This window comes from Pseudomonas sp. NBRC 111143, assembly GCF_001320965.1.
GTDB classification, from domain to species: domain Bacteria; phylum Pseudomonadota; class Gammaproteobacteria; order Pseudomonadales; family Pseudomonadaceae; genus Aquipseudomonas; species Aquipseudomonas machongensis.
The window spans coordinates 1-23,198 of record NZ_BCBT01000067.1 but is presented as its reverse complement, the minus strand read 5'-3'; the positions used below and the strand labels follow the sequence as shown (position 1 = coordinate 23,198).

Annotated in this window: 37 protein-coding genes and 1 pseudogene; 6 read left to right on the top strand and 32 right to left on the bottom strand. The window is 55.8% G+C overall.

Features of this window, described 5'->3' with window-relative positions:
- Positions 1 to 261: 261 nt before the first annotated feature.
- The 18 genes and pseudogenes from APH44_RS25865 to APH44_RS25790 form a co-directional block, all read right to left on the bottom strand.
- Positions 262 to 738, bottom strand: a complete 477-nt coding sequence (locus APH44_RS25865) for a hypothetical protein (RefSeq protein WP_023383714.1) — start codon at positions 736 to 738, stop codon at positions 262 to 264.
- Positions 739 to 966: 228 nt separating this feature from the next.
- Positions 967 to 1,125, bottom strand: coding sequence for a hypothetical protein (locus tag APH44_RS30160; RefSeq protein WP_023383713.1), 159 nt, complete (start codon positions 1,123 to 1,125; stop codon positions 967 to 969).
- Positions 1,122 to 1,391 carry a hypothetical protein gene (locus APH44_RS25860; RefSeq protein ID WP_023383712.1) on the bottom strand — a complete coding sequence of 90 codons (270 nt, stop codon included), beginning with the start codon at positions 1,389 to 1,391 and terminating at the stop codon, positions 1,122 to 1,124. Before APH44_RS25860 ends, APH44_RS30160 begins: the two co-directional genes overlap by 4 nt.
- Positions 1,392 to 1,549: 158 nt before the next feature.
- Positions 1,550 to 1,873, bottom strand: a complete 324-nt coding sequence (locus tag APH44_RS25855) for a hypothetical protein (protein WP_041925835.1) — start codon at positions 1,871 to 1,873, stop codon at positions 1,550 to 1,552.
- A 102-nt stretch (positions 1,874 to 1,975) separates the two neighbouring features.
- A complete protein-coding gene (locus tag APH44_RS29920; protein ID WP_156342200.1) occupies positions 1,976 to 2,134 on the bottom strand; it encodes a hypothetical protein in 159 nt (52 codons plus the stop codon).
- 151 nt (positions 2,135 to 2,285) lie between these two features.
- Positions 2,286 to 3,761 (bottom strand): DNA cytosine methyltransferase, encoded by a 1,476-nt coding sequence (locus tag APH44_RS25850; RefSeq protein WP_054895177.1) that lies wholly within the window; start codon positions 3,759 to 3,761, stop codon positions 2,286 to 2,288.
- Between the two features lie 166 nt (positions 3,762 to 3,927).
- Positions 3,928 to 4,848 carry a recombination-associated protein RdgC gene (rdgC, locus tag APH44_RS25845; RefSeq protein WP_023383708.1) on the bottom strand — a complete coding sequence of 307 codons (921 nt, stop codon included), beginning with the start codon at positions 4,846 to 4,848 and terminating at the stop codon, positions 3,928 to 3,930.
- A gap of 111 nt (positions 4,849 to 4,959) precedes the next feature.
- Positions 4,960 to 5,748: a hypothetical protein gene (locus APH44_RS25840; protein ID WP_054895176.1), complete on the bottom strand. Its 789-nt coding sequence runs from the start codon at positions 5,746 to 5,748 to the stop codon at positions 4,960 to 4,962.
- A 183-nt stretch (positions 5,749 to 5,931) separates the two neighbouring features.
- A pseudogene (locus tag APH44_RS30800) lies at positions 5,932 to 6,081 on the bottom strand (Arc family DNA-binding protein); the annotation flags it as partial.
- Between the two features lie 50 nt (positions 6,082 to 6,131).
- Complete coding sequence (locus tag APH44_RS25830) at positions 6,132 to 6,536, bottom strand: TraR/DksA family transcriptional regulator (protein ID WP_023383705.1); 405 nt, start codon at positions 6,534 to 6,536, stop codon at positions 6,132 to 6,134.
- Positions 6,537 to 6,784: 248 nt separating this feature from the next.
- A complete protein-coding gene (locus APH44_RS25825) occupies positions 6,785 to 7,291 on the bottom strand; it encodes a hypothetical protein (protein WP_023383704.1) in 507 nt (168 codons plus the stop codon).
- A gap of 112 nt (positions 7,292 to 7,403) precedes the next feature.
- On the bottom strand, positions 7,404 to 7,949 hold the full coding sequence (locus tag APH44_RS25820) for a hypothetical protein (protein ID WP_176483548.1): 546 nt from the start codon (positions 7,947 to 7,949) through the stop codon (positions 7,404 to 7,406).
- Between the two features lie 10 nt (positions 7,950 to 7,959).
- Positions 7,960 to 8,835: a SprT-like domain-containing protein gene (locus tag APH44_RS25815; protein ID WP_023383702.1), complete on the bottom strand. Its 876-nt coding sequence runs from the start codon at positions 8,833 to 8,835 to the stop codon at positions 7,960 to 7,962.
- 605 nt (positions 8,836 to 9,440) lie between these two features.
- Positions 9,441 to 9,665 (bottom strand): hypothetical protein, encoded by a 225-nt coding sequence (locus tag APH44_RS25805; protein ID WP_041925831.1) that lies wholly within the window; start codon positions 9,663 to 9,665, stop codon positions 9,441 to 9,443.
- A 46-nt stretch (positions 9,666 to 9,711) separates the two neighbouring features.
- A complete protein-coding gene (locus tag APH44_RS29495) occupies positions 9,712 to 10,065 on the bottom strand; it encodes a hypothetical protein (protein WP_023383699.1) in 354 nt (117 codons plus the stop codon).
- Positions 10,066 to 10,262: 197 nt separating this feature from the next.
- Positions 10,263 to 10,562 (bottom strand): hypothetical protein, encoded by a 300-nt coding sequence (locus APH44_RS25800; RefSeq protein WP_023383698.1) that lies wholly within the window; start codon positions 10,560 to 10,562, stop codon positions 10,263 to 10,265.
- Between the two features lie 247 nt (positions 10,563 to 10,809).
- Positions 10,810 to 11,085 carry a hypothetical protein gene (locus APH44_RS25795; protein ID WP_023383697.1) on the bottom strand — a complete coding sequence of 92 codons (276 nt, stop codon included), beginning with the start codon at positions 11,083 to 11,085 and terminating at the stop codon, positions 10,810 to 10,812.
- Between the two features lie 45 nt (positions 11,086 to 11,130).
- Positions 11,131 to 11,403 (bottom strand): hypothetical protein, encoded by a 273-nt coding sequence (locus APH44_RS25790; RefSeq protein ID WP_023383696.1) that lies wholly within the window; start codon positions 11,401 to 11,403, stop codon positions 11,131 to 11,133.
- 153 nt (positions 11,404 to 11,556) lie between these two features.
- On the opposite strand from APH44_RS25790, the gene APH44_RS25785 reads away from it, so the two are divergent.
- The 4 genes from APH44_RS25785 to APH44_RS25770 all read left to right on the top strand — a co-directional run bounded on the left by APH44_RS25785 (position 11,557) and on the right by APH44_RS25770 (position 13,409).
- Positions 11,557 to 12,207, top strand: a complete 651-nt coding sequence (locus tag APH44_RS25785; protein ID WP_023383695.1) for a hypothetical protein — start codon at positions 11,557 to 11,559, stop codon at positions 12,205 to 12,207.
- 157 nt (positions 12,208 to 12,364) lie between these two features.
- Entirely contained in the window at positions 12,365 to 12,739 is a 375-nt protein-coding gene (locus APH44_RS25780; RefSeq protein ID WP_023383694.1) for a hypothetical protein, read from the top strand.
- Entirely contained in the window at positions 12,732 to 12,914 is a 183-nt protein-coding gene (locus APH44_RS25775) for a hypothetical protein (RefSeq protein WP_023383693.1), read from the top strand. The genes APH44_RS25780 and APH44_RS25775 overlap by 8 nt, the downstream gene beginning before the upstream one ends.
- A 201-nt stretch (positions 12,915 to 13,115) precedes the next feature.
- Positions 13,116 to 13,409 (top strand): hypothetical protein, encoded by a 294-nt coding sequence (locus APH44_RS25770; protein ID WP_023383692.1) that lies wholly within the window; start codon positions 13,116 to 13,118, stop codon positions 13,407 to 13,409.
- Positions 13,410 to 13,465: 56 nt separating this feature from the next.
- On the opposite strand, the gene APH44_RS29915 is transcribed toward APH44_RS25770, so the two are convergent.
- The 14 genes from APH44_RS29915 to APH44_RS25700 form a co-directional block, all read right to left on the bottom strand.
- Positions 13,466 to 13,648, bottom strand: coding sequence for a hypothetical protein (locus tag APH44_RS29915; protein ID WP_135002422.1), 183 nt, complete (start codon positions 13,646 to 13,648; stop codon positions 13,466 to 13,468).
- Between the two features lie 266 nt (positions 13,649 to 13,914).
- Positions 13,915 to 14,205: a hypothetical protein gene (locus tag APH44_RS29490; protein ID WP_041925792.1), complete on the bottom strand. Its 291-nt coding sequence runs from the start codon at positions 14,203 to 14,205 to the stop codon at positions 13,915 to 13,917.
- Positions 14,206 to 14,299: 94 nt separating this feature from the next.
- Complete coding sequence (locus tag APH44_RS25760; protein WP_023383690.1) at positions 14,300 to 14,827, bottom strand: hypothetical protein; 528 nt, start codon at positions 14,825 to 14,827, stop codon at positions 14,300 to 14,302.
- 20 nt (positions 14,828 to 14,847) lie between these two features.
- Positions 14,848 to 15,147: a hypothetical protein gene (locus APH44_RS25755; RefSeq protein ID WP_023383689.1), complete on the bottom strand. Its 300-nt coding sequence runs from the start codon at positions 15,145 to 15,147 to the stop codon at positions 14,848 to 14,850.
- Between the two features lie 392 nt (positions 15,148 to 15,539).
- Entirely contained in the window at positions 15,540 to 15,815 is a 276-nt protein-coding gene (locus APH44_RS25745; protein WP_041925829.1) for a hypothetical protein, read from the bottom strand.
- Between the two features lie 224 nt (positions 15,816 to 16,039).
- A complete protein-coding gene (locus APH44_RS25740) occupies positions 16,040 to 16,342 on the bottom strand; it encodes a hypothetical protein (RefSeq protein ID WP_023383686.1) in 303 nt (100 codons plus the stop codon).
- Between the two features lie 352 nt (positions 16,343 to 16,694).
- Positions 16,695 to 17,279: a hypothetical protein gene (locus APH44_RS25730; protein ID WP_023383684.1), complete on the bottom strand. Its 585-nt coding sequence runs from the start codon at positions 17,277 to 17,279 to the stop codon at positions 16,695 to 16,697.
- Positions 17,280 to 17,652: 373 nt separating this feature from the next.
- The gene (locus APH44_RS25725; RefSeq protein ID WP_139139836.1) at positions 17,653 to 18,009 is read right to left on the bottom strand and encodes a hypothetical protein; all 357 of its coding nucleotides are present in this window, start codon (positions 18,007 to 18,009) and stop codon (positions 17,653 to 17,655) included.
- Between the two features lie 494 nt (positions 18,010 to 18,503).
- Positions 18,504 to 18,971 carry a hypothetical protein gene (locus tag APH44_RS25720; RefSeq protein ID WP_177342485.1) on the bottom strand — a complete coding sequence of 156 codons (468 nt, stop codon included), beginning with the start codon at positions 18,969 to 18,971 and terminating at the stop codon, positions 18,504 to 18,506.
- A 409-nt stretch (positions 18,972 to 19,380) separates the two neighbouring features.
- A complete protein-coding gene (locus APH44_RS25710; protein WP_122227898.1) occupies positions 19,381 to 19,560 on the bottom strand; it encodes a hypothetical protein in 180 nt (59 codons plus the stop codon).
- Between the two features lie 64 nt (positions 19,561 to 19,624).
- Positions 19,625 to 19,972, bottom strand: coding sequence for a hypothetical protein (locus APH44_RS29910; RefSeq protein WP_135002592.1), 348 nt, complete (start codon positions 19,970 to 19,972; stop codon positions 19,625 to 19,627).
- Between the two features lie 430 nt (positions 19,973 to 20,402).
- Complete coding sequence (locus APH44_RS25705) at positions 20,403 to 20,807, bottom strand: hypothetical protein (protein ID WP_023383680.1); 405 nt, start codon at positions 20,805 to 20,807, stop codon at positions 20,403 to 20,405.
- A gap of 75 nt (positions 20,808 to 20,882) precedes the next feature.
- Entirely contained in the window at positions 20,883 to 21,107 is a 225-nt protein-coding gene (locus APH44_RS29905) for a hypothetical protein (protein WP_135002593.1), read from the bottom strand.
- 267 nt (positions 21,108 to 21,374) lie between these two features.
- Entirely contained in the window at positions 21,375 to 21,632 is a 258-nt protein-coding gene (locus tag APH44_RS25700; protein WP_054895175.1) for a hypothetical protein, read from the bottom strand.
- Between the two features lie 125 nt (positions 21,633 to 21,757).
- Between APH44_RS25700 and APH44_RS25695 the strand changes: the two genes are divergently transcribed.
- Both APH44_RS25695 and APH44_RS25690 read left to right on the top strand, forming a co-directional pair.
- Positions 21,758 to 22,087, top strand: coding sequence for a DUF6388 family protein (locus tag APH44_RS25695; RefSeq protein WP_023383678.1), 330 nt, complete (start codon positions 21,758 to 21,760; stop codon positions 22,085 to 22,087).
- A 222-nt stretch (positions 22,088 to 22,309) separates the two neighbouring features.
- Entirely contained in the window at positions 22,310 to 22,726 is a 417-nt protein-coding gene (locus APH44_RS25690) for a hypothetical protein (RefSeq protein ID WP_054895174.1), read from the top strand.
- The last annotated feature ends 472 nt before the right edge of the window (positions 22,727 to 23,198 follow it).

Below are 23,198 nucleotides of genomic sequence, written 5' to 3'. Positions count from 1 at the left end.
TGGCATCACGGCCGCCCCCCTTGTTGAGACATGGTTTTGATGGCTGCTAATACTGGGTCCCTGGGGCCGGTATCCTCGCCCTCGCAATGGGTCCGGTGCTCACCTGGCTTGATCAGGCAGTACCGCCCCACCGGCTTAGCTGCTGCTACCTCGAAGCCACGCTGGGCCCAAGGTTTGAACAGGATCAGGCCGACAGCAGCAACAGCGCAGACAGTGGCAACGGCAGCTATAGCGATGCGCAGAGAGAAGAATCGCCCTCGACTATTCACCGACAGTAAGCTCCACCCCGGTCGACAGGCTGATCATCTGAACTGCAAGGTCTGGGTTTATCAGCCCTTTGGAGGCGAGCCCCCTGATCTGGCCGGAGAAGAACTGCACGAAGAATCGTTGCGAGGCGTGCACGCTTTGCTCAGCAGCACCGTGCTCCTTCACCTGGTCACGGCGCTCGATGGCAGCGGCGGCTGAGGTAGCGATAGCGTTGGCCAAGTCCGCAGCTCCGGCCTCACCTCGGGACGGCAGCCTCGTCACGTCAAGCTGCGCAAGGACATCATGCGGGAGATGCAAGCTCGAAAAACCCTCACCGTACCACCCGTCATACACCGACACCCCGTGCTCGTCGGTGGCCAGCACAGTGAAAAAACGAGAGAGCTGGTGGTGCTGATCGTCACCAACAGCAAGCTTGGGTGGGTTGGCCACCTCGTAGCCGGCGCCGACCTCGAATTCGAGTGTGTTGGCCAAATTGAACGCTCCTATCGGTTCCAAGAAATTACCAGGTACAAGAATACATAACGCGTACGCATACGGCTATAGAGTCGGTGCAAATCTGCCAGCCTCTTGCCGCTCATTGCCCGCAAGCAGCGCCTGGGAGGACACGGCGGCACCGAAAATCAGAACCAAAAAAAAGACCCACCATCTAGGATGGTGGGTCGGATTTAGCGTTACTTTATAGGTAGCTCTGCTGAGCGTTTATTTGGATTGCAGCGGCTTGCTGTTTTGGTCTGCACCGTACTTCACGCGCCTGAACTCATCTTTGATGGCAGCTACAGCCCCCATCAATGGCGCGAAGAAGATTCGTGGTGCCTGCCTTGCAGCGTTAGCGAACTCAGACCCAAATGATTGATTCATTCAGCAAACTCCTTGATTGCCCGGGCTGCCCCAATGCAAATAAAGACGAAGAAAAGACCAGCATCTACAAGCACAATGGCATGTTCGAGAAGCCCGAGAATTAGCAAGGTGAAATCGCTTATCCCAAACTTAGCCAAGTATTGGACCAAATGGTTGAGCAAGACTGCTGGCACCATGATGATCAAGAAGATGATAGTACCGACGAAGCCATGGGCTCCGAAGTGAGCGATCGGGCTCCACCAAGGTTTTTTGTGCGTTTTGGACATCTGTTACTCCTGAAAGGACCTGGGGCGGTCGTTGAGAAATCCCATAGGCCTTCTTGCGGTAGACCTAGCCCCTGGAGATGCGTAACGCGGGTCTGTAATCGGCAGGCACAAAAAAGCCAGGCATAGCCTGGCTGGGTTGATGGGTGGACACATCTCGATCAGCTCTGCCGGGCCTGCCGCAGCCGACCTGGTGTGAATTTGCCTGAGAACGAGAAGCCGAGATCCCTAACTCTCTCACGGACCTTCAGCTTGTTGGATTTGTCACCCCGCTCCTTGTGGAGCTCGACATGCTCTGCCTCCACCTGGAGTAAGAATTCGACGTCCTTCTGACACAGCTCCAAGGACTGCTCCAGTTTTTTTCGGTCCGAAAATTTCTTTCCGATCAGAGCGGCCGAGGCAGCAGCCAGGACAGTACTGGTGACAGCTGCAAATGCATTTATCAAAGCGGATTGAACTGCAGGATCGTTGATTGCGAGAAGCATGATGGCCCCCTGAAAGTTAACTTGCTCCAAGGGGATGCTTCACAGAAACCAGTAAACCACAGGTACAAAAAACCCGCTCGATCGGCGGGTTCTTTGTGAAGGTCAGTGCTTGGGGGTGGTCTTGGTTGAGCGGTCGCCTCCGCCGGCCTTGGCCATTTCAGCCTTGATGGCTTTATAAGCACCCACCAGAGGCGCAAAATAGATGCGCGGAGCCTGTTTTGCAGCACTCAGAAATTCAGAAGTAAAAGTCATCGATTTCATGTTCGCCCCCTCTCTGGGAAAACTAGTGACTAATGTATAGCAAATTAGGTTGACGGCATCAAGCGCCTGAAACAATTTCATCGAGCAAAGAAAAACCCGATTCGCCTAAGCGAACCGGGTTTGAGTAGCGTTTAAGGCGGCACCTCACCAATCAGATCAGTAAAGCCAGTGATCCAGTTTGGAATTTCTCGGGTTCCGCGCAAACCGCCTCGTCCATGCTGGCTTGAGCTGATCGCGACGGAAAGTTAACCACGTTATTGCGGGATGACATGAGTGCCCGCCCTATTTCCTCACCCACTGAAACAAACTTAGGAAAGCAGACGCTCTGACCACATATTTCATGACCAATCGTTTCAGAAACCCCATCGGTTAACCCTGCAGGAATGCCTTTGAGCCTTTCATGTTCCGCTTTAGTAAAGAGCCTGCTGAGTCCTGGATTTTCGGGATGCAATATGAAGGGTTCGGTACTTCTGCCCTTCTTGTAGCCCGTCCCAAGCGTGCCACAACCAGATTCATTTCCTGTTAGTAATTGCCTCGCGAAACCCTTGCCTTCAGCCTTGTCTCTTTTCTCCTTAGTTGCCAAGTATTCATAGGATTTCCAAGATTCGTCGTCGAGAGGAATGTCATCAAGTATTGCATTGATGCATGTCTCTCTCACCTTGTTCACCTTCAGATTTTCAAACGAGAAAGAGTCCCCAATACCGGGAGTTATTGCCACAACGACCAAGCGTTTCCGGTGCTCCAGCGTCCCGTAGTCCCATCCATCAAGGACTGCTTCATGAACTCTGTATCCGAGGTAGATAAACACACTTCGGATAGCCGCCATGGAAGCTGTATTTGCGTACTCCCCAACATTTTCAATCAGCGCAATACAAGGGTTGACATGACGGAGCCAGTTGAGATAGTCCACGAAAAGCGCGCCTGCGTCAGCATGCTCCTCTGCAAAAGTCAGTTTATTTTTAACCTTACCGCTCTTTGACGCTGCTATACAGGGAATCCCTCCAAGCAAAACCTCACATTGCGGCGTATTTTCACTTAGATACACATCCCGAACATCAGAGTTGATCGCAATTGAATCCTCTGTCCAAATTTCAGTGTTATTCCGCATTGAGCAGTCGAGATACTCGCTTTCTAGCTCAACACCGACTTGTAAGAACGAGCCTACACCCGACCGCATTAAGCCAGAGTGCACTGCGGCATCTAAGATCCCACCGCCATGAAAAAGACTACATACAGCGAGCTTCTGGCCACGGTCCAACTTTTCTTTCATGCGCTTGAGGCGCTCGCGGATCTTGGTTTGAATCTGCAAAGCAGTGATCACAATCCGGCCACGACGAATCGCAACGCGGACCTTATGATCATCTTCAAAGACTTCACGAATTTGCTCTGAACGCAGGTCGATTACTGGATGAACAACCCCATTGCGCTCACGTTTTGATACGCTGATGCACTTTCCGGCGAAGCCGAATTGAACCTCAATTAGCTCTAGACGTCGGGCAACCTTGTCAGACTTAATCGAGTATTTATTGCCAATCTGAACACCCGCTGTCAGCAGGTGACGGCCCTCCATGAAGACACGTGAAACGCCTTTCGATTCGCCAATTGTTGCGTTGATGATGGTGGTCATTGTGCTGCTCCAAGTAGTCGACACAGCTCCCCTGACGGGGACTGAGCCCGATCGGGGAAATGACAAACTGGTTGTCCGTACACACCTGGAATGCGGAACAAGGCTCCATACTTTTTCGAGCAATAAAAAGCCCCCGCCACGGCGGAGGCTTGATGTCCTGCTTGATTCAGATGGACGCCGGCACTTCCTCCCCACCCAGCGCGTCGTACAGAGCCGGGAGGAATTCGGCGAATGTCATCATCATCAACACGAACGTGGCGTCAGCCTCAGCCAGGGCATCCTCTCCCCCTTCCTGGGCAGCCTGCTCTTGAAGCAGCTCTTCGAACTTCAAGCGCCTGATCACAAGCTTGTCGTCCAGGACGAAAGACAATTTGTCCTGCCAGGCCAGCGACAGCTTGGTCGCGACCTTGCCAGTGGCCAGGTGATTTTTGATTTCGTCGCTGGTGAGATCCTGCCGTTTACAGCGAACTGATCCCCCATCTTCATGTGTGTCTTGCAGTTCACATTCGTCCAGGACGTGGAAGCCTTCGCTCGCCTGGCCGGTCTTAAGCCAGTCAGTGAGGGTCGCGCTCGGGGCAATCTTCACAGTCACCGGGCGCACCGGCAGGGACCCCATTACTTCACGGAGCGTGGAGAGCAGATCCTCTGCACGTTTGGCGCTCGCATTGTTGACGATGATCAGCCCGAGCTTGGGCGCGATGGCCGCTGTGATCACACCCCGACGGATAAACGCCTTCGGCAGCATGGCCTGGATCGTATCGTCCTTGATCTGGTCACGCTCTTTCTTGTAGACCTTGCGCTGCTGGGCGCTCTCGATCTCCTCGACCTTCTCCTTCACAGCATCATTGACCACGCTTGCCGGCAGGATGCGCTCTTCCTTCCGAGCACTGATCAGGAAGAAATTCCCGCTCTGGTGAACGAGTGGAGCATCCTCCCCCTTGCCCAGCGGCGCGATGAAGCCATAGGTGACCAGCTCTTGCGAACCGCACGGCCGTGCCGGCTTCGACGCCAGGGCGGCTTGGAGCGTATCCGCGGCGAATTCAATATCTTGGGTCAGACGGTAAACGGTCAGATTCTTAAACCACATGGTCATGCCTTGTTAGGTGATGTCGGTGATGACAGCGCCCCTATGAGCGCAGTCTTGAGTAATTGAGGTTGAAGCAGCTGAGCGATATCTGCCGGGAAGGTGGGCTGTCGATCAGCCGGCAGCCGCGTAGCGGAGGCAATCGATCTCTTGAGCTGGGTTAGGCCGGTCGAGCCCTGCCCACCATCCTCCCCACTCCTCACAACTGATCGGTCGCGATGTACCAGGTGCCCCTTCTACGCAGAACTTGCCTAAGTCCGACGACCAGGTGACCACCAACAAGGAGGCATCGATGCCCTCCTTCCCGCTCCAGTTCCAAAAATGGCCGGCACTTTCGGGTACCGCCTGTGACCAGATGCGCGGCGTACTGCCCTCAGTAGCCCGCTGGCGCTCAGTAGGCGCATTTTCAAAACGGTTGGATGGTGAGCTGCCGAAAGTCGCGAGAGGGCCTTCAATGGCCGCCTGCTGCAGCCAGGGCATCGGAGAGTTCATGTACGCGATGTAGTTGGCAAAGAGATTCGCGGTGTCACGCACCCCTACCGCGGTCGCGTACTTCAAGAGTTGGGCCGCCTGCGCTGGTTGTGGCGCTGCGAGCAGCTTTCGCAAAAACACCGCTTCTGCCGCTGAGAACTGATGGCTGCCGGCATGGCCGCTGGCTCCTGGTGGAACACTGAGCCCCGCGGCATGCGTCTCGATCATGGCCCGGTCGACCTCAGCATCGAGCGATTCGCCGCTCAGCAGCGCGTCTATGCCGATACGTACCATTGGGGTATTGGCTTTCCCGGTTCGGAGGGCAGGGCCACGCAAGTAGAAATAGCGCTGGGCGGCCTTCAAGAGCAACGCCGCAATGTCGGCAGTGCCGGCGCCAGTTGCGCCAGGAGCTACATCAAGCAGGTTCCCCATGGCGGTCGTCCTTCACTGCGCGCTGGCGATCGACAGTCGCGGCAGCTGCTGCAGACCTGCCTTCGGTGTTTCGTTGCCCTGAGCTGCCTTGATCTGCGCCAGCTCTTGCTCCAGCTCCTCGCAACGCCGAGTTACCTGCGCCAGCGTGCGCACCGTCAGGTCGCCATGCTCATCCTGCTCGATGCTCAAGTCCAGGCGGGCAATGATTTCCGAGTTCATGCTGCGGTGATTGTCTCTCGCGATTTCAGCGATCTTCTCTCGCATGCCGTCAGGCAGGCGCACCACGAACTTATCTGCTGTGCGGGATGTATTGCGGGGCTGGGACTTTGGCATGGGGAATAACCTCAATATGGCGAGCTGGCGATGTCTCAGGTGAAAAGTGATTACGCTGCGCGAAGGTGCCGGGATTTGTTTTCGCGGCTCTCCTTGGCCTCGACAGTCAAGAGAGAGCGCGGTGAGGAGAGTAAGCGACGGAGGCCGATCGGCTCGCCGGTGTCTTCGCACCAGCCGTAGCTACCGTCTGCAATGGCAGACATCGCCTGTTTGATATCGCGCAGACTTTGGTTCTCGCGTTCGATGCTGCCCAGGATGGACTGGCGCTCTTGCTCGATCAGTGCTGCGTCGACTTCATCAGGAGCTTTTTCCAAGCCCGTCAGGTCGATGCGCAGCTGCTCGATCCGCCCCGTGGCGGTAGCGCTTTCGCTCACCAGCAGGTTTTTGAAGAACGCTACTTGCTCAGGGTTCATGTACTGGTCGTCGGGCTGTTGCAACAGTTCCTGAGGGGTCATCGATTGGGCCTCGTGATTGGTTGGGTCAATGTGCCTGGCGCCAGCGTCTCGACGATCGATACGGCAGGTTGATGGCACCATGCTGTCATTTTCACACGCACCGATATTAAGGCCAGTATCCGAAACGCACAACAGTAAAATTACACATACGTGTTATGCATGCAGAAAAATATTTTCTGGCCGAACGTCCGGGTATTCTGCAGGCGTAAAAAAACCCCAGCGCTAGGCGGTGGGGTTTGGGTGAATCGTTATGCCGCTTCCGGCTGAAGGCTTCGTTTGTCCACAAAGATCTCCTGCACGAGCTGAACTCGGTCAGGATTCTGCTGCGCGAATTGAGCAAGAGCGGCGCCCGGGCTACCACCACCACAGCGGAACGTCTGGAGCCCATCTTCGTTTGGCATCGAGTAGACCAGCAAGAACGCGGTGTCCTCGTGATAGCGGTTGGCTGCGTAGTCGACAGCTTTCCCTGTCAGACCGGCCATTTCAACAACCCACTGCAGGGTTTGAGCTCGAACCTCAAGCTCGATCATCGCCTCCTCGCCAGTGCGGGGGAACTGAGCCTGCGACAAATCGCGGCCCATGTAGGCTGTCTTCGCTTTTTCGAACTGACTGAGCACAAGATGTGCGAAATCACCGAACTGGAACGCCAGCTTGGCCCGCAGAAGGTCCAATGGCTGATAGAAGTCAGGAGCTTTCCAATCAGCTGGTACACGGCCTTCAGTGGAGACTGCTACTGCTTGGTTTGGGTTAGTCATGGTGCGGCACCTCATGTGCGTTAAGTTTGTAGGTGGAGATGGCCCACACGGACATGTATGACGTGAGGCCTCTCCCCTGCCGCTGGGTGCATGGTGCCGGCATGCAAAAGGCTCACGCCGCTTGCACGTCCAGGATATGTAGATCTGCAGGGACGCTCACGACATCCCCAAGCCACCGCCGTACGGCGTCCCTCTGAGTGGCGACTGGGCAGCCAGGCTCAGCGCTCATCATGAAACCAAATGCCTTGAAGCTCGCTTCACGCATGGCCCATTCCAAGCATCGTCCGCTCAGATCTTCGACGAACACGGTCTGGTAGGAATGGTCTGTTCTGCAACGACCAAGCAAGCCCGGTGCGGTAGCCCGGGCGAGTAGCGCCGAAGCGCCGGCGGCGAGCTCAACGCCATTCTCATCGGTTACCACCCAATCCCAGTGGTTCGCCGCGACGACGTCACGCAGGCTGAGCTGGGGCTGTGAGAGGTGCGATTTGGCCATGTCGAGCGCATGCTGCGCATTGGCTGCAGCGAACAGTTCGCCGGTGACGACTCGGAATGCTTTCAGGCGGAAAGTGTCCGCGGCATCGGGGTATTGCTGGGTAGGTTCGGTATGACGCATGGTGGGCTCTACGCAAATTGCTTCAGTGGTAATGGGCGCTTTCATAACCGCCACCTCAGCCAACACCTGCTCGCACCATCCGTACCTTCACCCCTCGCTGCTCGAAAGCCTTGGCTACGCGCCCTTGGCGATCGTCTTGGCCATCGCCGAAGACGATGGCGTGAGTCACCCCGCCTGGCAGGGTGTCGGGGGTCGGATGCCTAGTCACCGAGGCCAACGGGACATTCAATTTCTTGCTTATCAGCTGGCGGTAGCGCTCACCCGTGATTGAGCAGTCAATGACGACCTGGTTCACCTGGTGATCAATGATGAGCTTGGCGATCCGGTCAGCTTGAGCAGTGTCGATCGCGGGGCCCGGGGTGCTAATGAACAGCTTTGAGATGACCTGGGCCGCAGCCTTATCAGCCTCTCGGATGAAAGCCAGGAGCTGACCGCAAGCATTGCAGCTGTATAGGGCCGTCCGCCTGACCATGCTGTTGTGCCTTTTGGTCGATAACCGGAATGTTCTACCTTCACACCCGCACTGGTACAGGAACTCCCTCTTCACCGATCTCGATGTGTCAAGCTGGTGACATCTGTCGGCCTGGACCTTGAACACCTCAACCATAATCTGAGTCCATTCGGCCCCGTGCGGATCGACCTCTGCCCCCCATACCAGGTGAGTGACATAGTGGGCGACCTCATGCGGACAGATTTGATCGAGGTACTCTGAGAGATTCTCTCGCGCCAAAATGCGGTTGAACCGGAACTGCAGGTCGTAGCACCGGCCAGTTCCCTTGTCTTTGCGGTACCTGAACATGCCACCGGATTTACCAGTGAGGTTAAACAGGACCGGTATCTCTGGAATGTCACGGGAAAGATGAGACGCCGCCAGCCCCAGGCACTCTGTGACACGGGCCCTGACAGCCTTCAGTTCGTCGACGGGGAGCATCAGGCTTCAGCCTCTGGCAGCACCTGGATACTCAGCTGGGTTTTACGAGCAGAGGAAGGTGTATGCATGGCTGAGGGGGGCTCCTGGATATGAGTCGCTGATATTACACGTACGCGTTATGTATCGTAAACGCACAGATGAGATGAATAAGCCAGCTCGCCGGCTCCCTGCAGCTGCGCCGATCGCCTTTCAGCGGGCAAAAAAAAACCTCAGCATGGCTGAGGCTTTTTGATGGTCGTGATTCTTCCTTGCTACCGAGGCACGAGCTTTACGGCGGCGAGAAGTATCCGGTCATAGCGCATGACCAATTGTTTGAGACGGCGGCTAGATACGTTGCCGTTGATCGCCTTGGCTACCATTCTCTCGTGACGTGCCTGGGCGCGACGCAGCCGCTGGCCTTGTTCTCCTCCCCACAATTTGAGAGGCATCTCCGGACCAGTAGGGGTCGAGTTGAGTGTTCCCATGTGCAATCTCCTGAGGCTTGCGTTGCATGACTCAGGGAGATGCGGAACGCAATTACATACGCCTCATTCGACTTTCATTCTGCCAGGAGTATAACGAGCCAGACGGCCAAGACCTGCGCGGATCCTCGGTGCCGATCGCGCCTACTTCGCCTTTGACTTCTTGGTGATCACAATTTTTGGCAAGCCGCGGACCGCGTCATCCCAGTGCGGATCACGGTCTGGATCGTTGACCACCTTGCTGATCCATACAGCTGTTTTCTTCCAGCGAATGGCAAGCATACGGCCGTTCCAGCCCCGCTTCTTGTAATGGTTTCTGAACTCGTCTGGCGTCAATGGACGATCTTGGAGTTGAACTTCGTTTTCCAAATTCTTGCACCCGAAATTGTGAAGGCCCGGCGGCATGCCGCCTGATTCAATCGATTATTGAAGCTGCTACATCATCCCAGTCACTAGGCGTTGCGGCTCCCGTAGCAAAAGCAAACCGCATGGCGACCGTGGGACTTCTATTCTTCATCAGGTAAGCCGCAGCACCAGCACACATGGCTTCATGGCCCGAGGCCTTGTAATTGCCGTCTTCATCCCATTCACCACCTTTTCGTGAGTGGACCGTCTTGTGGCACTGGAATGTACTCTGATCATCCTCCATCAGCCCTTCAATAATCCCGTCCAATCGCCCAGGCGCAAGCTCGATCGCTCCCTCCTTGAGAAATGGACAGTTCGCACATGGGCGCTTAAGCCGCAGGTGATGTGCGAATGGATCAGGCATGCAGAGTCCTCGAAAATTATGTATGGCAACAGTTGGTCATCCAGACCCCTTCCACCTTCGACCCATCCACGCAGGGCTGAGGGAAGCTTCTTTTTTAAACTATAGGACAACAATAATCAACAATGAACTACCTGCCCACCATCTACAAGGCACAAAAAACCCGGCCTCGTGGGCCGGGTGGATGAAACGTTATTGGTTCAGCAACCGAGTGCTTGGCAGTCGTCGCAAAGGCCAACCTGGAATACTTCAAGATCGGTGAAGCACCGGGGGCATTGCTCGACATCATGATCTGCCGCAGGCTTGCTGATTGCGTCGCCGAACTCGGCAACCAGTGCTGCATAGTGATCGCTGGTTGAGGCGTCACCGCGCAGCTCAAAATAGCGGTCCACGGTCTTCGAGTAGGCTTTGAACACTGGCTTTCCGTTGAACTGGCTGGCGCCCACTGAAACGGGTGCAATGTTGCGCAGCATGGCGATGGTCACGGGCATGGTTTGCATTGGGTTCTTCCTCAAGGAGTGGGTTGGCCGTATAGCTAGGAATGGCCAACAACACCTGATAAGCCACCCCAGACGGCAGCTCCCGCGGCCGAAGCTGCGGGTATCAGCAGCCGATCGCCGCAGGCTCTTTGAGTTGCCCCTCACTGACATTGCCCTCCTGAGCAGGAAGCGCAGGTGTAAAAAACCCCGAACTGCGTGAGCAGAACGGGGTGGTGCAGCGTTAGGGGATCAGGCCTGTCGGAAGGTACTACCAGTTCGAAGGCCACTGTATAGAATCGTCATCGTCGTAGGGGACAGGCTTCACCTTGAACCCAACAAGCAGAATCTCCAGCAGTTGCTCATCGTCCTGGGGCAAATCAAACCAACCTGCCTTGTAGAAGCGTCTCGCGAAGCTGTAGTCATCCCACAGACGCTCGATATCGTTCTCGCTGGCCATGTAGCCTGCATTCGCCAATGCCGCACGCATGCGGCGAACATCAGCACTGCGTGCCGACGGCGCCGGCGTGTATTGAAGGTATTCCATACTGCTCATCCGCCAATAATCACTTTTTTGCTCGCATTCAAAACGTCACGCAGCGCGTTTGTAGGCCTCGATTCGCTCGTCGGCTGCGGCCAGGTAGCCCTCGACCCTCGCACGCGCTTTGGCCATGTTTTCGACATCATCAGGTTTCGCACGCGAGCACGAAATGTTCGAGACCTCAGTCAAAACCCGTTGGGTCATCTCTTTCCAATGGGAAACTTCATCGGCACTGCAGCAGGCATGGTAGTCATTGACCTTGCGGTGGAGACGGTCGTAGGCACGGCGGTACTCGGCGACAGGGACGGTTTTGTTGCTGCTCATGGGTGGCACTCCTCAGAAGGGAAATCTGGTTGAACTTGCCCATGGATATGGCTCACGCACGCGTGTAACGGATGTGCCGGCGAGCGCCAGCATCCTTGTTCCGCCATGTAACTCATCCCTGAGCACGATGTTCAATTCCCCAGGAGAGAAACCATGACAACACTCGTGAAAGTAGCGACCTGCCTGACCCCGGAGCTTGCACGGACCATCGTCAAGATGGCGTGCATCGTGCGCATCTCCAAGACCGGTGAGGGAGTGGAGATTCGCGACACCAGACCCCTCCTCGATCGCTTGGAGTCCCCAATCGAAGGGCGTGGAGTCGTCCGAACCTTTGGCTCCACGCATTTCATTGTGACCGAGGATCTGGCTCACCGGATCGACGCAAAACACCTACCAGGTGAGCCGACTACAACTTCACCTGTTACCACTGCAGATGACGCCGATGCGCTGAAAACGCTCATAGCTGATCGGTTGGGGTCTCAGGGTTGGCTGATCGTCGACGACCTGAGTTTCAACTGCACCTCTGGTGTGGCCAGAAAGCAGTACCAAACAGCGGTCGGCATCAAAGAGGCAATCGCATACCTGCAAGCCGGGGATGACGGTGCCAGGCGACTGATCGCTGAATACTACAGCGAGGGTAACAATGTGCTGAGCACAACGACTGCGCGCTTCACCCCAGACTGCTCGACTGAGGCAATTGAAGCGGGCACCAGCCGTTTTTCAGCCCAAGTTGACCACGTAGTAAGCGGCACCTATGCAGTGCGGCTGCTTCGCCCTCGCGACCAGGCCGCGGATGATAAATAGCGTCTCCAGGCTCACTTAGGCGAACGCTCCACCACACCCCGGGCTTGCCTGGGGTTTTTTGTTCCCACTGAACGTTATGCCCCGATGTAAGACATCCCACCGTGTAACGAGAACCCTCCAGTTCGAAATCACACAAGGACACCCCATGACTCACCCTATGCAACCAATCATCAAAGACGACAACGGCTCGCTTCGATTCAAGGCGAATGCAATTGTGGTGCACTTGCTGGAACAAGGCGGCATCGACATGAACGCTATTGCCCAGCTAAATGTCAGCGATGAGGACCGTGCTCATTTTGCTCAGCTCATCGGCTACAGCGTCAGCGGCTTCGGAGGCTTGTCGTACGTGAGTAGCGACATGTCTGCGGTGGCTGATCGTATGGCTGATACAGGTGAAACGGAACAGATGGCCAAGATCACGCACTTGCAAGGTGAATTGGCTGCGCTGCGCAGTGCACTACGGGACCCCATAGCCAGGCTCTACGGCTTGCACCCGAACGACCTCCAAGCGGAGTCTGGCTCTGATGAGTAACGCCATCGAAGTGCAATCCCAGAAGGTCCGAGCCGCCTACGCAGTCACGGGCAGCGTCAATCCTGAATACGAGCGCGAGTTCGACATCCTCTCCGATATGCGTCGTGCAAAGATGGCCCAAGAATTCCGCGCAGAGCGTGGCTTGCCTCCCACGGCCGCAACCCCGTATGACTGAGCCACAGCAAACTGCGGCTTGAGCATGCACACCATCGCCCCCGGCTTGCTGGGGGCGTTTTTCGTTGCGCTTCCGGTCAAGTAGAGTGAAGCCGCGAGGCATCTGATTCACCGACCAGGTCATAGTGGCTCCTTCGAAGGGTTGCCACGATAGCCACGTAGGTGTACATCACCGTGTACACGCAAACTTCAAGGTACAGGTATGACTCAACAAACCGACCAGGAGCTGTTTTACGAGCTTCAGATCGCCGCCAATCGCCAGACAATCTGGATACACAGCAGTGACGGCTCAACGGTCGGCCGATTCAGTCCTCGGGGAATTGATCTTCACAATACCGTTACCGAACAGATGTCTGGCTTACCTGAGTGCCGAATGTGTACGCATGGAAGCCCAACACAGGCTGACTGGCTGACCTTCCGCGACCGCTCGCTTGAATGGTGGGGCGTGGATATTCCTCACAATGCAATCGACACGAGTTTTCTGCTGCCTGACTAACGTGCTATGCGCAGCCGGCTGAACCTAAAAGTTCATTTGTGCGGGCTGGCGCTGGCTCAGTAAAGACGGGCCACACACGCCGCTACTTCCCCTTCGATAGTAGAGACGTCCTCTTCGCTCAAAATCCCAAGCGCTCTCAGTTCTTTGAGCCGACCATCAATGAGTCCTTCGTTGTACGCGATGGAATACTCATCTCTCATAGTCTTCATATGCTCGATGAGGGAGCGCAGTTCAGTCATTTTCTCGTCCCGTGCTAGGTCCTGGTCTTCACAAACCTCCAACGGGACTAGACCCTGGCCACTCCGGTACAAGGTGACCTGCAGGCTCCCTGTATCCGAGCTGGCGAGCCGCTCCAGGTCAGCGGGGTCAATCAGGCATGCAGGCATATCGACAACCTCATTTCAGGTGCACGAAATCACATGGTTTTATACGGTATCAGCCCGGCAGCAGGCCCGGCTTAATTGGTTTGTTCGAGCTGTTGCATAACGAAGATAGGCACATGTGCCTACCTAGGGGTGTCTCCAGCTGTCAGCTTCGCGGCTTGCTGCTGCTCTCGACGCTCCATCAATTGCTGCATGTACACAATCCCATCTTGCAAGGCTTTTACCGCCCAGGATGGACAAGGCCGGGATGATTTTTTTGTCGGATCGTTGAGCCAAGAGCGAACAGTTCGAATTGAGCATGGCCGCCGGGTGACGGCATTGATGAGCACCGCACTCTCACCTTGCTTCACGTTAAATTGTTTCAGCAGCGCCAGAAACGCTTGCCGGTTGGCTTCCCGCTGTTCGTCGTTCATCAATCCTCCAAACATCTGAAAATAGGCACATGTGCCTACTTTTGCATTGTAGGCACATGTGCCTACTTGGGACACCAAAATTCGTGTACTGAGCTCATGACTGGACCGACAATGCTGGCGATGGGACCTCACAGGCCGCTCCCATCACCTTAACTTCCAGGGAGGTGAATTCTGCAGCTAGGGCCCTGGTAACCACCTCAAGCTCAATTTCAGTGATCCCCAATGGCCCCGGCCAGATCTTGACCGTTGCCCGTTCGCGCCAGGCCCTGAAGCAGCCATTGTTTCGAGAATCACGCCACGCAACAGCGTGGAGGACATTCTGGAACTCCTCCAAATCAGCCAAGAACCGGGTATCCGATGAGAACGCTCCGGTGAAGGACTCTCCTCCGCCAGTGACAACACTGTTCAGCTTCATCTCAAGCGTGAGTCGCTCCTGGGAGGATGACTTCTTGAGCACCCAAGCAACTAGGAGAGCCATCACCAGGCTCAAGGCGATAATCCATACGATCGACTTCAGGCTTTGTTGGGGAATCCACCCTAGGTATTGCAGGTGCAACTGCAGGCCGCCCCAAACCATCGGGATGACCGGGAAGAAAAGGAGCAGTTTCAGCGGATCCCGCATGGACGTTGATCCCCGCTCTTTCAATGGGCCATGGTTTTGACAACCAGGTAAGCGATCAGCATCAGCCACAGCGCATTCGCCAGAACTCGAACTACCAATGCGGAAATGGTGTTTGTCTTGACCGCATAGAAGCCGGCAAAGACGAAGCCGATTGCCCCACCCAACGTCGACGCCCAGGCTGGCAGCCAGGCCGGGGTAGCATTCATGATCTGCATCAGCGCAGGCCCCAACAGAATCAGGATCGCCGCGAAGAATGGGCGGATCCAAGGCCCGTTGCGATCCATGTAGGTTTCTCGCGGCAGTGCCTGTGACTTGTTCATTCGTGTCTCTCTCTGGTTTTTGAAAGGATTTTGGACTGAGTTGTTACGCGACGACCACCTGTATCTGATCGGTTATGTCGCGGTGGCACTGCACACAGAAGCGGCGAGCGCCGCCTCGAACTCGCACCATATTGCTGGCGTCGAAGGCGTCCCCGTTGGCCTCGAAGATCTGCGTGTACTTGCAAATTCTCTTCTCGTACCAGCCGCTTAGGCTGTTGCACTTTCGACACGGGGTAACTTGTTGAAGGGTTCCTTCCATGCTCGTGAGCACCTATTTGGATCTCGAAAGCCTGAAGCGCAGCCACAGGACAATACATAACACGTATGCATAATACCAAGACATGAACATTATTCAACGTGCTTTAGGGCTTAGGCGGCCGGCGGGGCCCCGATCAGCGGGGCTGTTTCGTAGACGGTTCGTATCCCAGTCGTCGCGTAAGTTGGACCAGGCCTACAATCTGCTGCCGCATGGATTGCCCATGGGACTCCAGTTCTTCTACCTTGCGTTCCAGTTCCCAGGCCCTGCGGTATAGCCGCTGGTTGATAGCGATCACCCGCTGCAAAGCTGAACGCTCGCGGTCGCCGATATCCCCCGAGTCGGCGCCTTTCGCGGCCTGGGCGAGAATGTCGGCGGGCACCTCTGGCAACGGCTCGTCATCCCAAAACATACTGCCCCCTATACTGTATATGCGAACAGTATGCGATGGCTTTGAGCTCAAGCCAATCCCCCGATCTGCAGCGATAGCGCGCAGAATGGGGAGTTCAGAGTTGGAGGGCTGGTTGAACTGATCGTCGCCCCTGGGCGGCGCGATCATCGAGGTGCGGGGTGAGATGCTTGGTTAGGGTTAGAAACGGACCAGCGGCACCAGCGGCACCACGGAGTATTAGCTCCTCACTCATCTGCCGCCCGGGCAGCCAGGATCGCATCCTGGACCGCATCGTCATCGTCAAAGAACCCTTCCTCAGCTAATCCCAGGTGCTCATCGAGCAAGACGCATATGCTCAATGCTGCTTCAGCCGGATCCCCGCTGCTGCGAACAAGCGCCTCGATCTGCTTCCGCAGAAGGCGTACTTCTTCAACTTGGCCAAGGCCTGGCTCGGCGGCAGGGTCAGGCAATGCAAAGGCTAGTTGACCTTCAGCACCTAGATCAATCATCACAGTGTTTCCCGCCAGGTTTCGAAACTCCATCGACATGCAGTTATTCTCCCAAGATGCGTTAGCGGCCTCTATTGGTGGCGGCCGGGGTCTGCCGATCAGACGCTTGATTTGAGATCGTTGAGCCAAGAATGGTCTTTGCAGAAGAAGTGCTCATCGAGAGGATCAGTATCTGGCCAGCGCCTGGAGCAACCTGGCCGCCGGCAACGCACCGCTACCTGGATACGATCGGCGGGTTCTGCATTCACCAGATCCAGAGCCATTCCACACGCAGGTTTCCCATTTTCACCGAGGACGTGAGCCATGATAGCGAAGCGGCCTTGTGAGAGCTGCCCAGGCCGCAAAGCGCGGAATGCCGCTTGCAGTTGCGCCTGTATCACCGGTGGAGTGGTCATGATGGTGTGTCCCTCGATATTCCATCAACATTACAGGAGGAATGTACTTTTTGAAGACCCAACACGAAGCCCAGGAAGTCCTCGGGGGTCAACCACTCCAACTCGGCGAGTTCCTGCTCGATGTGAATCTGGTGCCAAGCAATCCAGTCATCAATGTCTTCCAGGTATTGGTACTCGCCAAGATTTCCGGTGTCCCCGTGCCAGTGGCCACAGCCGCACACTAGATTTTTGTATGCCTTCAGCGTGCCTGATAACAGCTCTTGCCATTCGTTAACCACGGCTGTCCCTGCACAGGCCGGGCACTGACCAGAGGAGGTCACAGGGTTCAGGGGCGTGAAATGATCAGCATCGCGCATCACACACTCGGAAACGAGGTGGAATTCCTTATCGGTAGGGCTCAAGTGCACATCCAAGGCCTCCAAGACCTTCCATTCAACGCAATTTGGGTCGTCAAAGACGCCCACCACAAATCCGGTGCAGACATTGCAATCAGCAGGCCCGGAGACGATACGGGCAAGGCAGCCCCCACTCTCAACACTACTCAGATCGACTATGTCGCCGAAAGCTCTGCGTATGCTCATGGGTTTGGTAATGGTTCCGATCGCCCAGCCATGCGCTCTGTGGCTCCAGACGATTGCGTATCGCCTTCACTTCGCGTATTGCCTCACAGCAGCGCCGGCAGGTAATCGATCGCTTGCCGGCTGGCTCGAACGGCTCCGGCGCCATGCCGAGCTCGACCGCCTCTGGCGCGTCGCCACAAAGCGAGTGCTCTGGTTCTATGGGGTTCGGCGCACATCGGCGCACGGCGAGTACAGGTGCGTCAGTCATGATGGCTTCCTCATTGGCGCCGGCACCGACGTCAGCGGCCAGCTTACGGGTAATTTCCTGGGCAACTCCTCGGCCCTCTTCCCCGCCGCACTGCCAGCTTCTAATGCTGTGCTGCGGGGGCCAGGGTTATCGCTTATTGCCATTCTGAGCCTGCGTTAGCCGAACGTTGAAGTCGTCCAGGGACAAGCTGCCATCGTTCAATTGGAACAGCAGGTTCTGCCCCTGCACCCTCCCCTCCGCGTTGCTCTCGCGTAACACTGCATCGGTGGCGAAGAGGAACTTGCGAAGGGCCTCTTGAAATTCACGGGGGACGGTTGAGATGAAGTCGCAAAGCTGGGTGTCACGGTGACGCACCTCGAAGAAGCCATCACCGCTGTACATCCGGCCCGCACCTCTTTGTACCCAAGGATCAGTCACTTCTCCAGGACTGACTTCTTCGGTGGGGAACGATGCTCGCACAAGTTCAGACAAGGCTTCAGCCATACGCTCGCTACCAGGCAGTTTGTAGCACCCCATTGGCAACGCCAATCGGGCCCCGAAATGCAGGCGTACCGCCGAGCCGCCTGAGGCTTGGTCCACAGTGGCTTTCAGCGATGGGTAATCTCGAAGCTTGATCTCACACTGGTGACAGACATTGCCCGCATAGAACTTCTGTCGCGTCTTGCATCCCGGGCATTCCTTCTCTGTTGCTGATCGCACGTGGACGTTCCCCTCATGAATTTGATTTTCGAACCCAACTCAGCCTTGGGGCTGAGGGCTTAGATAGCGGATAAAGATCCATGCGCACTAATTGATTCTTAACACGTACGCACAATACTGACGAAGGGTTTTCAGATCAATATCGTGGGGAGGGGAGTGCTTGCAGGAGGGAGGTCGCATACTGCCAGCAGCGCCAGGCGGATGCACTGACGCTGGCGCAAGAGCCCCGGCGCCAGTTGGCTAAGTATACTCAGCGTAAGAGCCGGAAATGCATGCACTTATTGCCTTGTGGCCGAAACGACGTAAATGTACTCTTCCCCATTATCGTAAGATTTATATTCGCGCTTACCACCATTGGGAATAATATCGGTTCCTTTATACACGAAGCCATCAGTCTGAGGGAAGTCGACGGCGAGACTACCGAATTTGTCGGCCTTCATTTCATTCAGGCGTACATAGTTGACGTCCATGGTGAGACGGATGTCTCCATCGATAGTGATAACTGGCGTAAAGTAGGCTGTTGTGCCTAGCTCTAGACGTCCGAGCCGAACTTTATTACCAACTAATTCCCTGAACTTCCTGTACTCAACGTTTTTGTAGGGACGCTGGGAGCCGCTGACAGCAACAACATGAGGCTGGGAAACAAGCTCTCCATTGCGATAGAGCTCGGTGCTGATATTGGCTGACTCTGCAGCTGCAGCATTAATCGAGAATGTAGCCAAAGCTGCGAAGATAATTGCTTTCATAAAATGCTTGCACACCAAAACTAACCAAGATTCCAACTACCCAGTTTGAGGCCAGGGTAGGAGAAGAAATTGACCACCCGCTTTACTAGCCAAGGCGAGGCAGGTCACGAAGCAAAGCTTTGAGCTCGTGCCATGGATGCTGCGCGCTTTCGATTTCGTTCGAGCACCCTTCCTCATGTGTGAACGATTCGGCCGCCTGATCAACAGCTTGGCTGGAGTGGCAACCCTGGCAGCAGATGATCGAGTACTCGATAGACCATCTTTCGCCGAAAGCCTCCAGATCCTGGTCTAGCTGACTGTAATTCTCGCTCTCGCTCATACCTACCTCACGTTGTGGGCGCGAAGCTCACGCCTCTCCTCAGACCTGGCCTAGCTGCAGCATGAAGTGTAACTGGCCGAGACGGATTTCTCACGACCAGTCAGGGTGATTTTGATCAGTCAACGCCTTGCCGGCGACAACCATCTCTTTTCCCGTGTCGAGCCGGGCTACAACCCAATTTCCTCGGCCTCCGTAGGATGTCGCCTCAATCGTTCGAACAAGGTTTCCACTCTTCACGAAGCGATAGGTGGTGGCCGTTTTGATTTGCATGTGAAGATCCTCAATGATCTGTGTGTCATGCGCCGAAGGAAAAATGGGCTCTGTGAGAGAAGACCTAAAGGCTATAGGCATAAACCCAATTGGGCATGCCCATATAGTGTTCTTTCAGGCCGATACGACAACGCGTAAGGCGCTGAGCGTCATGCAATGTGGATAGATCACGACCCAATTGCCGGCAGCGATCAGCACCTAGTCCCAGGGCGACGGATGTCGCGCCAGTGGTGAAGACATATGCGTCGACGAATTCGCTGTTGAGGACATCAGCGTCCCCGTTTTCACGGATCCATTGAATGATCCACTCATGGCGAGCAGCTGGCTTCATTCGGACTTTAACATTCGTTGAGTCACCTGCTCCGAGCGAACCCCCACCAACCAGTTGATCAGTCCCATATCGCTCAGTCATGGTGCTTCCCTCAAAAAAACCGCTCATGTGCCGGCCGGGGAGTAACTTCCAGCAGATTACGGAAGACGGCTACCATCGCGGCGAATCCATTTAGCAGATCGCACTGCCGCCTGATACTGCCTAATCGAGCGCACCAGCAAGATCAGAGCAATTGCAGCCACTCCGCCCGGCCATAGCGAAGGCCACTCGTAACCGCGGAACGAATCAATTGTGTCAGCTTGCAAGTGGAACAAGTATCCCTGCCAACCGAGCATGACTAATGCAAAGCACAGCAGAAGCTCATGCTGTGTCGTTCGCCGGCGAGGCGGCGTTGGGTGGTTACTCATGTACCATTTCCATAGCAATCAATGCTTATCCTGCAGGCTCAAAGAGCGTTGCAGCCCCAGTCTGTGAGTGCGCTTGATGTTGCGCTACGCCCGACGAAATTTCATCAACAAGCTGAAATGCGCGCTTTGCGAGAAATGCTCAACGCGTTGGCTACAGCTGGCAGGGCCGCCAGGATAAAGGCCAGGATGGCCAGCCCATAGCCGGCTACTGCACCACCGCGGAACTGGTATGAGTCGACCTGATACAACAGGCTGACGGATTTTGGTAGCGTTACACCCTCGGCCGGTGTGCTTGCAGTGTGCAGATGCCATTGATCGTCGAGCCCACCCTCAATCCGCCCTTCAGCCCGGCAGAGGCCATTAACGACGGGAGCACCCGCGGCTTGGCAAATTGACGGGTCGGTGATGAGAGCAACTGCCGGCTCAATGGTTTGCAGAGCGAAACCTACTCGAATCGCACACCAGAGCACCAGCATCAGCCAGGCGATCGAGATCGTGAAGCTTTTCAAAAAGTGATTCTCCGTTGGCTAGAGGCAGAAGCAACAGGTACTGCCACTCAGCACGTGAAAAAGTCAGCTACTGGGTCAGGGTTGAAGTCCGTAGACAGTGAAGGTGGCCCCAACCACAAACAGGCAGGCGGCAATGTACTTCATGACCCGCCGAACACCAGCCGGCACACAGAAAAACGCCGCCAAATAAGCGAGGGCCAGGCCCAGGAAGCCCAGTAAATAAAGTGTATGCTCCGACATTTTGGTCTCTTCCTTTTTGAAATTACGCGCTCTGAAAGCGCTTTTCGATGGGTAGGTCATCGACGTCCACGTAGCAGTGTACGCCTGCTGTATCGGTAATGAGAGTCATGGCAACAGGGGACTCTTGCCCGATGAATAAAGATTATCCTATAGGACAATCTCTAACAATGATTATTTGCCTATACGACAATATTTGCCTCCAAAAGCCTTGCTTCTGTAGCAGGCTCGTCGTCGTCGCCCGAACCACGGCCGGAGAAGTTAGGTGCGTGCCGTCAACACGTTTCCTAGGCCGCCCGGCTGTACCGGCGGTTACCTGGGTTGCCGACACTATTGCCGCTCCACGGCTTGCAGCGCCTCGCTACGCTTGCCCATGTACTCGTCTTCGGTCAGCATCCCTAGGTCAGCCATGAGCATGGCATAGCCGATGGCCACGCTCGACTCGTGTTTTGCATCGTCGATGCTCGTCGCTGCCCGAGCCCGCTCCAGGACACCGGCCAAGTAGGTGTGAGCAATGGCGATGGCCGCCTGGCTGATCTGCTGTATTACCCTTTCAACTGCTGGACCCGGCGCTGGCTCCGCAGCCATCAGCTACATCGGCTCGCCCAGGGCCATCATCTGTGACGGCATTCCACGGTAAACTTACGCTGCACTGGCGCATCTGGGGCATCCCCTGCCTCGCAGCGTTGAATTCACATAACAGGGAGTGAGGCATGCTGACCTTCGAAAACCGGTACGACGCAGCTCGCAACAAGTACTTCGCTGAAAACCCTCAGGCAATGAAAAAAATTGAAGCGGTTAGCGCTGGGGTGATCGAGGCCTGCGGAATGACGGTTGAGGAGTACCGCCAAGTTCAGCGGGTGCGGGTGTTCGCTGAAGCAGCCGAGAGGCGGGGCATTGAGCTGGATGAGTTCGTCATTCAGTTAGTCGCCGAATCCCCACAGCAAGCCCAGGAGTGGCGGATCCAGCGCCATCGGCAAATGGCTGACGCGCTTGGTATCGACTGGTCGGAGTACAGAGCCATGAATCAACTCTGCGAATAGTCGATTCGGTATTGGTTGAAACCGTCCTGCCGGTACTGTAAGTTAGCCCTCGATGCGCGGTGACCTCATGCTGCTGCTCGTAACAGCCGCTTCGTGATCTCGCCCTGCTGCTCCTTCCTTAGCGTTACGGCTAAGAAAGTCAAAAGCCTCGGAACTCCCGGGGCTTTTTTGTGGGCGCCCCAAAGGCGTTCCCCCGCCCCACTCACGTTGATGGTTCGCAGTATGGTGATTGTGCTACACAAGATCGCGCATGACTTCCGTGCATCGCTCGACAAACAGAAAGCCCTGGGCATTCTTCCGCAGCACATGATGGATTTCCCTAGCGCATGCTGCGCAGTGACCTCGGAACTCCTAGGCGATTATCTCAACAGCATTCCAGGCGGCCCGAAGGCCGACACTGTAAACGCCAACCGGAATGGCAAGTCACATATGTGGCTCGTTGTGGATTCGGTGATTGTTGACCTGACGGCAGACCAGTTTCCAGATGGCCGCCCGGCGGTGTATATCGGCCCAGAAGACTCCACCTGGGAAATAGATCTCCGCGGTAAAGCCAGCCATGGGGGAACGGCCACATCATCGGACGAACGAGCGGTGCTTGAACGGTTCATCGAGTACGCGGGGCTGCCCACCTTCGATTAACCTGGTCTGCACACACTCTGCTTCCATGCTGCCCTGCACTACAGGCGCACGCAGGGGCAGAGGAGCGGTCGAGGATCCTCCCTTACGCTCCTCTGCCGAGACATCACTCGTTGGCTGCGTAATTCGCCTTTCGAAGCCACTCGCCTACTGCGGCCGATCGAGATCCTCCCCGGGCGTTGATGTCCCGCCCCCTAAAGGTGCCCCACGCTCGATAACCTCGCCCGTCGACTGCGACCCAGAACGTGACCTGGTCTTCGTCCACCTGCCGATAAATTGCTTCTGGTGCTGCGTTCATGATCGGACCTTCTTTGTTTAGGAGGTCCTAGAATGGCGTCACGACGATCGGCAATGGCGCTGGAACAGCATGGCGTGGCTGACGCCCTGGGCGAGATCTCCTCCCACCACATGCTCAAGGATGGCGTCCCAGCAACCGGGTCGGAGGTGAGCGGTCAACTGAGCAGCAGAGTACTTT

Coding starts and splice junctions, on each gene's coding strand:
- APH44_RS30160 (WP_023383713.1), bottom strand. CDS start 1,125: ATGAATCAATCATTTGGGTCTGAGTTCGCTAACGCTGCAAGGCAGGCA.
- APH44_RS25860 (WP_023383712.1), bottom strand. CDS start 1,391: ATGTCCAAAACGCACAAAAAACCTTGGTGGAGCCCGATCGCTCACTTC.
- APH44_RS25855 (WP_041925835.1), bottom strand. CDS start 1,873: ATGCTTCTCGCAATCAACGATCCTGCAGTTCAATCCGCTTTGATAAAT.
- APH44_RS29920 (WP_156342200.1), bottom strand. CDS start 2,134: ATGAAATCGATGACTTTTACTTCTGAATTTCTGAGTGCTGCAAAACAG.
- APH44_RS25850 (WP_054895177.1), bottom strand. CDS start 3,761: ATGACCACCATCATCAACGCAACAATTGGCGAATCGAAAGGCGTTTCA.
- rdgC (WP_023383708.1), bottom strand. CDS start 4,848: ATGTGGTTTAAGAATCTGACCGTTTACCGTCTGACCCAAGATATTGAA.
- APH44_RS25840 (WP_054895176.1), bottom strand. CDS start 5,748: ATGGGGAACCTGCTTGATGTAGCTCCTGGCGCAACTGGCGCCGGCACT.
- APH44_RS25830 (WP_023383705.1), bottom strand. CDS start 6,536: ATGACCCCTCAGGAACTGTTGCAACAGCCCGACGACCAGTACATGAAC.
- APH44_RS25825 (WP_023383704.1), bottom strand. CDS start 7,291: ATGACTAACCCAAACCAAGCAGTAGCAGTCTCCACTGAAGGCCGTGTA.
- APH44_RS25820 (WP_176483548.1), bottom strand. CDS start 7,949: ATGAAAGCGCCCATTACCACTGAAGCAATTTGCGTAGAGCCCACCATG.
- APH44_RS25815 (WP_023383702.1), bottom strand. CDS start 8,835: ATGCTCCCCGTCGACGAACTGAAGGCTGTCAGGGCCCGTGTCACAGAG.
- APH44_RS29495 (WP_023383699.1), bottom strand. CDS start 10,065: ATGCCTGATCCATTCGCACATCACCTGCGGCTTAAGCGCCCATGTGCG.
- APH44_RS25800 (WP_023383698.1), bottom strand. CDS start 10,562: ATGCAAACCATGCCCGTGACCATCGCCATGCTGCGCAACATTGCACCC.
- APH44_RS25795 (WP_023383697.1), bottom strand. CDS start 11,085: ATGGAATACCTTCAATACACGCCGGCGCCGTCGGCACGCAGTGCTGAT.
- APH44_RS25790 (WP_023383696.1), bottom strand. CDS start 11,403: ATGAGCAGCAACAAAACCGTCCCTGTCGCCGAGTACCGCCGTGCCTAC.
- APH44_RS25785 (WP_023383695.1), top strand. CDS start 11,557: ATGACAACACTCGTGAAAGTAGCGACCTGCCTGACCCCGGAGCTTGCA.
- APH44_RS25780 (WP_023383694.1), top strand. CDS start 12,365: ATGCAACCAATCATCAAAGACGACAACGGCTCGCTTCGATTCAAGGCG.
- APH44_RS25775 (WP_023383693.1), top strand. CDS start 12,732: ATGAGTAACGCCATCGAAGTGCAATCCCAGAAGGTCCGAGCCGCCTAC.
- APH44_RS25770 (WP_023383692.1), top strand. CDS start 13,116: ATGACTCAACAAACCGACCAGGAGCTGTTTTACGAGCTTCAGATCGCC.
- APH44_RS29915 (WP_135002422.1), bottom strand. CDS start 13,648: ATGACTGAACTGCGCTCCCTCATCGAGCATATGAAGACTATGAGAGAT.
- APH44_RS29490 (WP_041925792.1), bottom strand. CDS start 14,205: ATGAACGACGAACAGCGGGAAGCCAACCGGCAAGCGTTTCTGGCGCTG.
- APH44_RS25760 (WP_023383690.1), bottom strand. CDS start 14,827: ATGCGGGATCCGCTGAAACTGCTCCTTTTCTTCCCGGTCATCCCGATG.
- APH44_RS25755 (WP_023383689.1), bottom strand. CDS start 15,147: ATGAACAAGTCACAGGCACTGCCGCGAGAAACCTACATGGATCGCAAC.
- APH44_RS25745 (WP_041925829.1), bottom strand. CDS start 15,815: ATGTTTTGGGATGACGAGCCGTTGCCAGAGGTGCCCGCCGACATTCTC.
- APH44_RS25740 (WP_023383686.1), bottom strand. CDS start 16,342: ATGTCGATGGAGTTTCGAAACCTGGCGGGAAACACTGTGATGATTGAT.
- APH44_RS25730 (WP_023383684.1), bottom strand. CDS start 17,279: ATGAGCATACGCAGAGCTTTCGGCGACATAGTCGATCTGAGTAGTGTT.
- APH44_RS25725 (WP_139139836.1), bottom strand. CDS start 18,009: ATGGCTGAAGCCTTGTCTGAACTTGTGCGAGCATCGTTCCCCACCGAA.
- APH44_RS25720 (WP_177342485.1), bottom strand. CDS start 18,971: ATGAAAGCAATTATCTTCGCAGCTTTGGCTACATTCTCGATTAATGCT.
- APH44_RS25710 (WP_122227898.1), bottom strand. CDS start 19,560: ATGCAAATCAAAACGGCCACCACCTATCGCTTCGTGAAGAGTGGAAAC.
- APH44_RS29910 (WP_135002592.1), bottom strand. CDS start 19,972: ATGACTGAGCGATATGGGACTGATCAACTGGTTGGTGGGGGTTCGCTC.
- APH44_RS29905 (WP_135002593.1), bottom strand. CDS start 21,107: ATGACCTACCCATCGAAAAGCGCTTTCAGAGCGCGTAATTTCAAAAAG.
- APH44_RS25700 (WP_054895175.1), bottom strand. CDS start 21,632: ATGGCTGCGGAGCCAGCGCCGGGTCCAGCAGTTGAAAGGGTAATACAG.
- APH44_RS25695 (WP_023383678.1), top strand. CDS start 21,758: ATGCTGACCTTCGAAAACCGGTACGACGCAGCTCGCAACAAGTACTTC.
- APH44_RS25690 (WP_054895174.1), top strand. CDS start 22,310: ATGGTGATTGTGCTACACAAGATCGCGCATGACTTCCGTGCATCGCTC.